The organism is Mesorhizobium sp. M1163, assembly GCF_040318415.1.
Lineage (GTDB): Bacteria > Pseudomonadota > Alphaproteobacteria > Rhizobiales > Rhizobiaceae > Mesorhizobium.
In genome coordinates this window covers 287,003-298,232 of the sequence record NZ_JAMYMF010000004.1, presented here as the reverse complement: position 1 = coordinate 298,232, position 11,230 = coordinate 287,003, and the positions used below count along the sequence as shown (strand labels likewise).

The 11,230-nt window shown below is 62.1% G+C and carries 12 protein-coding genes; 10 read left to right on the top strand and 2 right to left on the bottom strand.

Annotation, left to right across the window (positions count from 1 at the left end; all coding sequences use genetic code 11):
- Window positions 1–745: ROK family transcriptional regulator (locus NKH43_RS06525; protein ID WP_352857103.1), on the bottom strand; the 745-nt coding region annotated here is incomplete at its 3' end.
- A gap of 233 nt (window positions 746–978) precedes the next feature.
- Between NKH43_RS06525 and NKH43_RS06520 the strand changes: the two genes are divergently transcribed.
- From NKH43_RS06520 to NKH43_RS06480, 9 genes are all read left to right on the top strand, one after another.
- On the top strand, window positions 979–2,244 hold the full coding sequence (locus NKH43_RS06520) for an ABC transporter substrate-binding protein (protein ID WP_352857101.1): 1,266 nt from the start codon (window positions 979–981) through the stop codon (window positions 2,242–2,244).
- A 57-nt stretch (window positions 2,245–2,301) separates the two neighbouring features.
- A complete protein-coding gene (locus NKH43_RS06515) occupies window positions 2,302–3,240 on the top strand; it encodes a carbohydrate ABC transporter permease (protein WP_352857099.1) in 939 nt (312 codons plus the stop codon).
- Entirely contained in the window at window positions 3,233–4,165 is a 933-nt protein-coding gene (locus NKH43_RS06510) for a carbohydrate ABC transporter permease (RefSeq protein ID WP_023720289.1), read from the top strand. The genes NKH43_RS06515 and NKH43_RS06510 overlap by 8 nt, the downstream gene beginning before the upstream one ends.
- A 10-nt stretch (window positions 4,166–4,175) precedes the next feature.
- The gene (locus NKH43_RS06505) at window positions 4,176–5,273 is read left to right on the top strand and encodes an ABC transporter ATP-binding protein (RefSeq protein ID WP_023720288.1); all 1,098 of its coding nucleotides are present in this window, start codon (window positions 4,176–4,178) and stop codon (window positions 5,271–5,273) included.
- Window positions 5,274–5,277: 4 nt separating this feature from the next.
- On the top strand, window positions 5,278–6,051 hold the full coding sequence (locus NKH43_RS06500) for an SDR family NAD(P)-dependent oxidoreductase (protein ID WP_023720287.1): 774 nt from the start codon (window positions 5,278–5,280) through the stop codon (window positions 6,049–6,051).
- A 37-nt stretch (window positions 6,052–6,088) separates the two neighbouring features.
- Entirely contained in the window at window positions 6,089–7,090 is a 1,002-nt protein-coding gene (locus tag NKH43_RS06495) for a sugar phosphate isomerase/epimerase family protein (protein WP_023720286.1), read from the top strand.
- Entirely contained in the window at window positions 7,087–7,899 is an 813-nt protein-coding gene (locus NKH43_RS06490) for an SDR family NAD(P)-dependent oxidoreductase (protein ID WP_352857097.1), read from the top strand. Before NKH43_RS06495 ends, NKH43_RS06490 begins: the two co-directional genes overlap by 4 nt.
- A gap of 223 nt (window positions 7,900–8,122) precedes the next feature.
- Window positions 8,123–9,367 carry a flavin-containing monooxygenase gene (locus tag NKH43_RS06485; protein WP_352857095.1) on the top strand — a complete coding sequence of 415 codons (1,245 nt, stop codon included), beginning with the start codon at window positions 8,123–8,125 and terminating at the stop codon, window positions 9,365–9,367.
- The gene (locus NKH43_RS06480) at window positions 9,339–9,830 is read left to right on the top strand and encodes a substrate-binding domain-containing protein (RefSeq protein WP_198030514.1); all 492 of its coding nucleotides are present in this window, start codon (window positions 9,339–9,341) and stop codon (window positions 9,828–9,830) included. Before NKH43_RS06485 ends, NKH43_RS06480 begins: the two co-directional genes overlap by 29 nt.
- Window positions 9,831–9,842: 12 nt before the next feature.
- On the opposite strand, the gene NKH43_RS06475 is transcribed toward NKH43_RS06480, so the two are convergent.
- Complete coding sequence (locus NKH43_RS06475; RefSeq protein ID WP_023720283.1) at window positions 9,843–10,283, bottom strand: DUF2267 domain-containing protein; 441 nt, start codon at window positions 10,281–10,283, stop codon at window positions 9,843–9,845.
- 513 nt (window positions 10,284–10,796) lie between these two features.
- Here NKH43_RS06475 and NKH43_RS06470 point away from each other — a divergent pair.
- On the top strand, window positions 10,797–11,168 hold the full coding sequence (locus NKH43_RS06470) for a VOC family protein (protein ID WP_352494756.1): 372 nt from the start codon (window positions 10,797–10,799) through the stop codon (window positions 11,166–11,168).
- The last annotated feature ends 62 nt before the right edge of the window (window positions 11,169–11,230 follow it).

Genomic DNA, 11,230 nt, shown 5'->3' with positions numbered 1-11,230 from the left:
CGAGCGGCCGGGCAAAGCTGGCATAGAGCTCCAGGCATCCGCGATTGCCGCACCGGCAAAGGTCACCGCCGGGATCGATGCTGATATGCCCGAATTCGCCGGCGCCGCCGGCGATGCCGCTTACCAGCCGGCCATGCTGGACAATGGCCCCGCCGACCCCCAGATCGACCTTGAACAGCACGAAATCGTCCTGGCCTACGGCAGCCCCCCACATCAGCTCCGCAATGGCCGAGCAGTTGCTCTCATTGTCGGCGAAGATCGGCTGTTCGAGGACCGGCCCGAACACATCGCGGATGTTGACCCCGGCCCAGGTCGGAACGATACTCGCGCGCAGCACCACTCCTTCGCGGCTGACTGGGCCCGAGACGGAGACCCCAACCCCCAGGAGCCCCGCCATCGGCAGACCGTTCTCTTCATAGCATCGGGCAATTACTGACTTGGCGAGCTGGGCCGCCTGCTGCGGCTGGTAGTCCAGTCCCATGGGGATAGTTTGTTCGACAATGAAAGAATGCGAGACGTCGGCGACGACGCATCGCATTTCGTCGAGGCCCAGATGGATGCCGACGCAGGTGCCCGCAGCGGGATTGAGCGTCAATGCCGTGGCAGGCCTGCCAATACCCCTGGCCGCGTCATGATGGGCCGAGGATTCGATCACCATCCCCGATTTTCTCAAGCCATTGAGCGCGGTTGAAACCGTCGACCGCGCCAAACCGGTAATGCGGGTAATTTGCGATGCAGAAAGCACGCCGCGCTCACGCAGGCATCGGACGATCAGGCTCTCCGGCGACGCGGACGGCCTGTCGATCAGCCAATTTCTAAGCGAAGGTTTGTTCATGATGAGCACAAAGGACGTTGACTGATAGCCCAAATATGTCATCTTGGAAAGAACGGAGATTACTGCATCTCACCGGCCACGATCTCAAATCGCGGACCACAAGCGGTCGATACGAACCGTGCATCACATATGGGAGTGAAACGATGAAATATCTGAGGACGGCCTTTGCGGCCGCTACCGCCTTCACCTTGCTTACCGGAACAGCACTCGCGGAGCCCAAGACCAACCTCTTGCACCAATGGGCGACCGGATCGGACGCCCAGGCTATCGCCAAGCTCGGCGAGATGTTTACCGCCAAGGGCGGCGCCTGGCAGCAGACCTCGATCGCAGGCCATACAGCCAACACATTGGCCAAACTGCGTGCCGATGTGATCGCCGGCAACGCACCTCCCGCTGTGCAGCTCAAAGGCCCCGAGATCGCCGAATGGAACGAGACGGGCATGACAGCCAATCTCGACGACCTGGCGAAGGCGGAAAATTGGGAGAAGGTCGTCGCTCCCGAATTGCTGCCGGTGATGAAGCCGACCGGGAATTGGGTGGCGGCGCCGATGAACATCCACCGCATCAACTGGCTGTGGGCATCGCCGAAGGTCATGAAGGACGCGGGCGTCACCGAGATGCCGAAGACATGGGCGGAATTCAACGCCGCCTGCGACAAGATCGTGGCCAGCGGCAAGATCTGCATTTCGCACTCGACCGCCGACTGGACCGACTCGACGGTTTTCGAAGTTGTCGTGTACGGTCAGGACCTCGATCTCTACAAGAAAGCTTTCGTCGAGGGCGACGTCGATGCCATGCGCAGCGACGGCATGGTCAAGGCCTTCGAGCAGTTCCGCACCATGACCTCGAAGTACATGGACCCCGGCATGAATGGGCGTGACTGGGATACCATGTCGCACCTGGTCGGCCGCGGCGAGGCCGCCTTCCATATCATGGGCGACTGGACGATCGGCCTGCTGACGGCTGGCGGCTTCAAGGAGGGCACTGACTATGTCTGCGCCCAGGCACCGACCGATTGGGGCAAGCCTGGCTTCATCCTGAATTCAGACTCAGTCGTGTTCTTCAAGCAGAAGGACCCGGACTATATCGAGGGGCAGAAGCTGCTTGCCAGCATCATCCTGTCGCCCGAGTTCCAGACCATTTTCAATCAGACAAAAGGATCCATCCCGGCCCGCCTCGACGTCGATCTTTCGAACGGCTTCAATCCCTGCCAGCAACTCTCGCAAAAGGATCTGCAAGCCTCGATCTCCGCCGGCACGCTCGTGCGTTCGATGGCGCACAACATGACTGTGCCGCAAAAGGTCCGCGGCGCGATCATGGACAGCATCACCGAGTTTGTAGCAACGCCGGACATGAGTGCGCAGGACGCGGCCAATGCGATGGCGGATGCGGCCGAAGCGCAGAAGTGACGCTGCCGATGATGGCCGGGGGCGAAGCGCCCGGCCAGACCTCGCCGGAGCAGCCCGATGTCCACCCATGACCTGATTGTACCGGCCGCAGCCGCCACGACCCGTCCGTGGCGCGAGCGCCTTGGCACGATGGCGCCCATTCTGGTGCTGGCGCCGTCGATAGCGGCGAGCTTCGTCTATGTTTTCGTCTTCACGCTCTGGACGCTCTACATCTCGCTGTCCAATTCGTCGCTGTTGCCGACCTATGGGTTCGTCGGCCTCGACAATTACGCTTCGCTCTGGGCAAACCGGCGCTGGAACATCGCCTATACGAATCTCTTCCTGTTCAGCGGCTTCTATATCGTTGGCTCGATGGCGGTTGGCCTGCTGCTCGCGATCGCGATCGACCAGCGCGTCCGCGGCGAGGCGGTTTGGCGCACTATCTTCCTCTATCCGTTGGCGGTGTCCTTCATCGTCACCGGTACGGTGTGGAGCTGGCTCTATAACCCTGTCGACGGTATCCAGGCCTTCGTTCGCGGGCTTGGCTGGACCGACTTCAGCTTCGCCCTGACGGCCAACCGCAACACGGCGATCTATGCGGTGATCATCACCGGTATCTGGCAGTCGTCCGGCTTCGCGATGGCACTTTTCCTGGCCGGTCTGCGGTCGGTCGATCCGGATCTCGTCAAAGCCGCGCAAATCGACGGCGCGTCGGTTTTCCGGACCTATCGCAGGGTCATCCTGCCCACCATCGCCCCGATATTCCTGGCGGTGGCGGTCATTCAGATACAATTCGCCATCAAGACCTTCGACCTGGTGGCGGCGTTGACGCGGGGTGGGCCAGGCGTGTCCACCACCTTCCCCGCCATCTATGTCTACGACCTGATGTTCCAGCGCGGGCAAATCGGCGAGGGTGCCGCCGCGGCGATGATGATGCTCGCGGCAGTCGCGGTGGTGCTGGTGCCGTACTCGTTGTGGATCGTCTGGCGCCGGCGGGCGGAGGGCCGCAATGGCTGAAATTGCCCCCAATGCCAGCTTTGACCCGGCCCGCCCCAATCCGACCGGCTTTGATCCGGAAGCTGCCGCAGCCACGCGCCGGCATTTCTGGAGCCGCTTCCTTGTTTATGCCGTGCTGGCGCTTTTCGCGATGGTCTATCTCGTGCCGTTGCTGGTGGTGATCTTCAACTCATTGCGCGAGCAGTCGGAGATTGCCCGCAACGGCCTCATCTCCGTACCTCGCAGCTTCCGGTTCGATGCGTGGGCGCAGGCCTGGGGATCCTACTGTGTCAGCGGTACCTGCGAGGGCATGAAGCGCAATTTCTTCAACTCGCTGGCGATGACGATCCCCGCCACAATCATCTCAACCATTCTCGGCGCCATGAACGGCTACATCCTCTCCAAATGGCGCTTCAGGGGTTCCGAACTGATCTTCAATCTGATGCTGCTCGGCGTATTCATGCCCGGCCAGATTTCGCTGATGCCGTGGGCGTTCCTGCTCGGCAAGCTCGGCCTGACCAATTCCACATATGGGCTGGTGTTGATCCACGTCGTCCAGGGCATCTCGTTCACCACCCTGTTCTGCCGCAATTTCTACGTCAGCATACCGGACGACCTTATCAAGGCGGCGCGCATTGACGGCGCCGGCTTCTGGCGAATCTTCCGCAAGATCATCCTGCCCCTGTCGCCGCCCATTCTGATTGTCACCGTCATCTGGCAGTTCACCGGCATCTGGAACGAGTATCTGTTCGGCGTCGTCTTCACGTCGGGCCAGCAGCAGCCGATTACGGCGGCGTTGGTCGCGCTCACGGCCGGCGGCACGACTGCACGTGCTTACGATGTGATGAGCGCAGCCGTGCTGATCGGCGCGTTGCCACCGCTGCTGATCTATCTGTTCGGTGGCAAATACTTCGTGCGCGGCCTCACGCAGGGCGCCATCAAATGAGGCGTCGCCCATGTCCGCGTTGATGATCCGCAACCTTCACAAGAGCTACGGCTCGCTCGAGATTCTTTCCGGCATCAATCTCGAGGCTAAGACCGGAGAATTCGTCGCGCTTGTCGGTCCGTCGGGTTGCGGCAAGTCAACCTTGCTCGCCATGATTGCCGGCCTGGAAACCGTCACGTCGGGAGAGATTTGGATCGGCGACCGGCTGGTGAACTCGGTGCAACCCAAGGACCGCGACATTGCGATGGTGTTCCAGTCATACGCCCTCTATCCCACGATGACGGTGCGCCAGAACATCACCTTCGGCATGGAAAGCCGCGGCGTGCCCAAAGCGGTGCAAGCGGAAGCTGTCCAGCGCGTTGCCGCACTCCTGCAGATCGAACAGCTGCTTAAACGCAAGCCTGGCCAGCTCTCGGGCGGCCAGCGGCAGCGCGTTGCGATGGGGCGTGCCCTCGTCCGCGACCCGAAGCTGTTTTTGTTCGACGAGCCCCTGTCCAATCTCGACGCCAAGCTGCGCGTCGACATGCGTACCGAAATCAAGAAGCTCCACCATCGCGTCGGCAAGACCACGGTGTATGTCACCCACGATCAGGTCGAGGCGATGACGCTTGCATCCCGCATTGCGGTGATGAACCAGGGCTCGGTACAGCAGTTCGACACGCCGAAGCGGATCTACGACCGGCCGACAAACATGTTCGTTGCCGGTTTCATGGGATCGCCGGCGATGAATTTCATCCCGGCGCGGCTTACCGGCTCGACCAGCATCTCGGTACGCGCCGCTGACGGCAGCGACGCCAGCCTTGCCCTTGCTGCGCCGATGCCCGCCGGTGCGCCAAAGGACGTCGTGCTCGGTATCCGGCCGGAACACATCTACCGTTTCACGACCGACCTGAAGTCGCGCAAACCTGCTGTGGCGTCCATGCAGGCGCCGGTCGAGCTGGTCGAGCCGACCGGGGCCGAGACGCTTGCCGTGCTCAGGCTGGGTGACCTGGAGATCACCGGCCGCTTCGAGCCGGACGACGCTCCCGTCATGGGCGAGACGATAACGCTGGGCATCGATATGTCGCGCGCCTGCCTGTTCGATCCAACAACCAAGGCGCTTCTGTAATTTGATGTCCGTACAATTCGCAACCTATCCGAGCTTGGCCGATCGGGTCGTGCTGATCTCCGGCGGCGCCTCCGGCATCGGCGCCGATATGGTCCGCGCCTTCGCCTCGAATGGCGCCCGGGTAGCCTTTCTCGATGTGCAGGACGAACCAGCGGAGGCGTTGCTGCGCGAGCTCGGCGGTGCCGCCGGGCGGGCTCCCTTATATCTCCATTGCGACGTGACCGACGTCGATGCGTTAAAGGCGTCGGTAGAAGGCGTGCGCGCGCGGCTTGGTCCGGTCGCCGTCCTGGTGAATAACGCTGCCAATGATCAGCGCCATCCCATCGACGCAGTGACGGCCGAATATTGGGACCGCAGCTTCGACATCAATCTCCGGCATCACTTCTTCGCCGCTCAAGCTGTGCATCCGCATATGCAGGAACTCGGCTTCGGCTCGATCATAAACTTCTCCTCCATTGCCTGGCGTTTCGGAGCGGACCAGATGGTGGCCTACGCCACCGCCAAAGGGGCTGTGGTGGCGCTGACGCGTGCGTTGGCGCGGTCGTTCGGACCCGACAACATCCGCGTCAATGCAGTCGAACCCGGCGCCGTCATGACCGAGCGGCAGCGCGAGCTGTGGTTCAAGACGCAGGAGGCAGTCGACCAGACGGTGCAGCGGCAATTGATCCGTCGCGTCCTCCTGGGCGAGGAGATTGCACGGACCGTGCTCTTCCTGGCAGCGGATGACAGCCGCATGATCACGAAGCAGTCCATCACCGTCGATGCCGGCCTGCGCTAGTGACCCCTCTCCGCCCTCCATTGGAACCGCCAAGCTGATGCTTCGTCTCGGCCTCAACCCCTACGGACTGACCTACTATCTCGGACTGCAGGGCCGTGGCACGCCGCGGCACAATCCGGACGGCGTGGGACTGGAAGGCTTCATCGCGCTGGCGCAGGAACTGGGCGCACGCACGCTCGAGATCTACGAACCCTGGTTGACCGACTTGCCGGATGCCGAAATCGTCGCGCTGCGCAAGCGTATGAGTGCGCTCGATATTGTCCCCGTGGTGAGCGGCGGGCTGCTGGTGGCAGGTCCGCTGGACAACGCATTTCGGGCTGCGCGCCTGCTCGAGGCGACGACGATCCGTATCGCACTGACGCCTGTCCTGTGCGGCGACCGCAACGCCTGGGGCCGGAAATGGAGTGAGTTCAATACGACGATCCGCGCTGCGTTGACAGATTGGGGACCGCGTGCGGCGGCCGAGGGCCGGGTACTCGGCATCGAGAACCATCAGGACTTCGGCAGCGACGAACTGGTCGCGTTCTGCGAGCTCGGCGGACCGGGCGTCGGCATCACCTACGACACCGGCAACACTTTTCCTGTCGGCGAGGCGCCGCTTGCCTTCACGCAGCGGATCGCACCCTATGTCCGCCACGTTCACCTCAAGGACTATCGCGTGCAGTTCACGGATGAGGGCTACCGTCTGGTCCGCTGCGCGATCGGCGACGGCGCCGTGCCTTTTGGCGAACTGGCAGCCATCCTTGGCGAGCACCACGACACGCTGACGGCGGTGCTCGAACCGGGCGCGCTGGAGGCCCGTCACGTTCGCTGTCTCACGGACGACTGGTGGAACGGATATGCGCCGAAGACCGCACGCGAGTTCGCGGCCTGCCTGAGTGCTGCGCGCGCGAACCGTCTTGCGGACGACGCCGACTACCGCACGCCATGGGAGCGCGACAATGACGGCGCGCTCGTTTCGTATGAGCTCGACATGATCCGCCGCAGCGCCGCCAATATGAAGAAGTTCGGTTTCATTGCAATGGAGAGATCAGCATGACCACCCGAGACCTCAGCGGCCTGACCGTCTTCGTCACCGGCTCGGGACGCGGCCTCGGCCGCGTGATGGCCGACCGCTTGGCCGAACTTGGCGCAAACGTCGCGGTCCACGACCTCGATTGGGCCCGGCCATCTCAATATGGTGAATTCGCGGACCTCGGCGACTCTGCCCGGGGCTTGGAGAAGCATGGGACACGGGTGACCGCGGTCACCGGCAATATAGGCGACAAGCAAGCTGTCGCCGAAATGAAGAGGAAGATCGAGGCGGACCTCGGCGACGTGCACATTCTGGTCAACTGCGCCGGCGGCGACATCGGCGCCAAGGGCGTAAAGCCCAGTCCCAACAACGCACTCGACATCGACTACGACGACATCAAGGTTCTAACCGAGAACAATCTCATCGGCACGATGTTGGTTTGCCAGGCGTTCGTTCCGCCGATGGTCAAGCGGGGCTCGGGCTCGGTGATCAACATCGCCTCGGCGGCAGCGCATATCGGCTGCTCACCCGAGGTGGTCTACTCAACGCTTAAGGCGGCCGTCGTCCATTATACGCGCTGCCTCGCCAAGGAATTGATCGACGATGGCGTACGCGTCAATGCGGTAAGCCCTGGCGCCACCAAGACGGCACGGTTCCAGGCGAGTCGCGTGGTCGATCCGCAGCGCATGGATTCGAGCAAGAAATCGCTGAACCGGTATGCGGAGCCTGAAGAGATCGCCGAAGCGGTGGCCTTCCTCGCCGGTCCGCGCGCGCGCTTCATCAACGGGCAGGTAATCCGTGTCGATGGCGGTTTCACAATCTTTCCAGGTTAAGCCGCAACCATTGCCGGTTTCGGATGAGTATTTGATCGTGCCGTGACCCGATAAAACTGTTATCGTGCCCTCGCGTCGGGGGCGAAACCATGCAGATCGAGGGAATGGGTTCGGGCAGCATCGGCCGCTGTTTGGCGGTTGTCCGTTGGCAGAGGCGTTACGCTGATGGCGCCAGTGCCGCCTCACAGCGCTGCAACGGCGCTAGCCTCCGGATCCGCGGCAAATGACGGATAATGCCAACGTCCTTGATGCAGTAGTAGTCGGGGCCGGCTGGGCCGGTCTGGGCGTCAGCTATTCGCTGGCTCGGCAAGGCTTGCGCCATGCCGTATTGGAGCGCGGCCGCATCGGAGAGACCTGGCGCACCCAGCGGTGGGATTCCTTCCGGATGAATACGCCCAACGTGCAGACCGTCATGCCCGGCGACTGCTATGACGGTTCGGATCCGTTCGGTGCCCTGACGCGCAACCAGTTCGTCGCCCTGCTTGAGGATTTCGCCAGGCGAAACGAATTGCCGGTCGAACCGGACACTGTGGTGACCGAGCTCGCCGGCGGGCACGAGAATGGCGGCTATCGGCTGATCACCTCGCGCGGAACACTTTTGGCACGCAACGTGGTGATCGCCAGCGGCAACTTGAATTGTCCGGTGCGCCCAGTTTGGGCCGCTGCGTTGCCGCCGGGCCTGCGCCAGATCGATGCTTCTGATTATCGCAGCGCCGCTGATCTCCCGGCTGGAGCGGTGCTGGTGGTCGGAAGCGGCCAGTCCGGTGCCCAGATCGCGGAAGAACTGGCGGAAGCAGGCCGAACAGTCTTCCTTGCCACCAGCCGGGTCGGGCGGCTCTCGCGGCACTACAGAGGTCGCGACATCATGCTCTGGCTCGTCGAAAGCGGATTTCTCGACGTGCGTCGAGACGAGATCATTCGACTTGCGCGGCGCATTCCACCTCGTGGTCTGCTTGGGGTAGAACACACGATAAGCCTGCAAGGGCTCGGCGCCCAAGGTGTCGTGCTGCTGGGGCGGTTCGCAGGCGTCGAAGATGACGGCCGTCTGTCATTCGCCGACGATCTCGAAGAGCATGTTCGTTTTGCGGATGAGGCCTCCGCCAACGTCAAACGCTATATCGACGAATACATCAGCCGCTCCGGAATCGATGCCCCCGTTTCGGAACCCGACCCAGCGGAGACTGTCGCAGCGCAGCTGCCGAATCCGGCTGTCCGTTCTCTTGATGCTGCCGAGTCCGGCATCACGACCGTGGTGTGGTGCACCGGATTCAAGGGCGATTTCAGTTGGGTGAGGCTTTCCGGTCTGCTCGACCCGGAAGGACAGCCTGTTCACGAGGATGGCGTGGCCGCCCTGCCAGGCATCTACTTCGCCGGGTTGGATTTCGCCTCCACGCGCAAATCAGGCATAATATTGGCGATTGCCGAGGAGGCCCATCGCCTTGCGGAACACATCGTGCGGCGTTCGTGACGACCTGGACACCGTCGGCAGGTTTCTAAACCCCCAAGCGGTGAACGGAAGCCGTCACGCCGCCTATCACAGCTTCCTGCAAGCACGCGGCCTTCCGCTGCGAGATGACCTTGTGATCGGCGGTGCAGAGGCGCGCAAGGCTGCGTTTGCCAATGTCACGGCGCTGGCCGCCCGCATGGACCGGCCGACCGCGCTTTTCGTCGAATCCGATCTTGCCGCCGTGACCGCCCTGCACGCATTCGAGGAGGCCGGGCTCTCCGTGCCGGGCGACATAGCGGTCATCGGGTGTGGCAATATCGACGAGGGCGAATTCAGTCATACGGCATTGACGACGATCGGTCCTGAAACGGCCCACTACGACCATTTTGCCGATCATCTGATCTCATTGATTTCGGCAACACCGGGCGCAATACCTACCCTTTTCAGCGTTTCGTGGCAGTTGGTCCGTCGCACGTCCGCATGAGCAGGATCGCCGCTATTTGACGCCTACGCTTTCAGGCCAGAGCGCCTGGATTTCCTTTGGCAGCGCATCTCGCACCTTTGCCGACTGGCCAAGGTCGATATGCCGTGCAAGCACGCGAAATACCGAGCGTACTGCATCCTCGGGATCGACAGGACGGGTCGATTTCAATTCATCGGCGATGTGTTGCAGGAACTCCTCGAGCGAGCGTGTCTTGTCGGGCATGTCGGCGGGCCGATAGCGATCATAGTAGGCGCCGCGCACGAGCAGCGGCAGTTCGGCTCCCAATTTGGCCGCCAGTCCGATCTGTAGCCTGTCCCGCAGGGTTCGCAGAACGGCGCCCAATGTGTGCCAGGCGACGTGGCGATCTGGACCAAGATCCGCCATGATCTCGTCGAGCCAGATGTTTGTTAGTTGCAGCGTTTTGTCAAAAACGTCCAAGCCGGTTGTGCTCATCGTCGCCTCCTCGAAAGGTTCTGCGGGCGAAACGGCGACCGGAGACAATTGTTTCGTGGTCCTGTGAAAATAGCCTGGCAAAGCGATGGAAGCCGGTTTAGGTCGGAGAGCCTCTTTGCGTCAGGTCTGCTCTTGGCGCTTCGGCTTCGCTGCCGACGAGCTTCGCCAGCTTCGGTGAGCGCCGTCTCGAGGCGCGCAGCTCTTCGAACGTCAACGGCGCGCGCAACCTTCCCATGGTCGTATCCGGCCATCTGCGTTCCGATCATGAAAGCCGTCTCTGCTGATCCGAAATGCGTCTTTGTCCCCCTAACTGGGCTTGCGCTCATCGGTTCCGAACGCCTCGCCGTCTAGGCCGGCAATGAGACCAGTCCTCACGTTGCCCGAACCGGATATCTCTTGCCGGACATCTCTTGACTGAATGAGCGGCCCGCGCCGACAATGGCATTGGGAAGATGGCGGATGTCGTCCACGGTGTTCGGCACCACTTGCCGATCAAGCTGCGAAAGGCCTGTCATGGATTGGAAGCTGGAACTGGTCCCGGTCCCCGTATCGGATGTCGATAGAGCAATCGCCTTTTATGTCGGCAAGGTCGGCTTTCATCTCGATCACGACCACACCGTAAGCGACGAGATACGTTTCGTGCAATTGACGCCGCCCGGTTCGGCCTGTTCGATTGCCATGGGCAAGGGCCTCGTCGACAGCCCCCCGGGATCCATAAGAGGCCTGCAACTGGTCGTGCCCGATATTGATGAGGCACACCGGCACCTGGCAGCTCAAGGTATCGTGGTCAGCGATATCAAGGATTTTCCCTGGGGCAGATTTGTCTTCTTTGAGGATCCCGACGGCAACACCTGGTCTGTCCAGCAACTTCCACCTCGCAGCTGAGGCGGCGCGCTACGGCAGGGTCGCGCCCCGACGCAGATAGCGCGGGATGCACGCTTCAACTC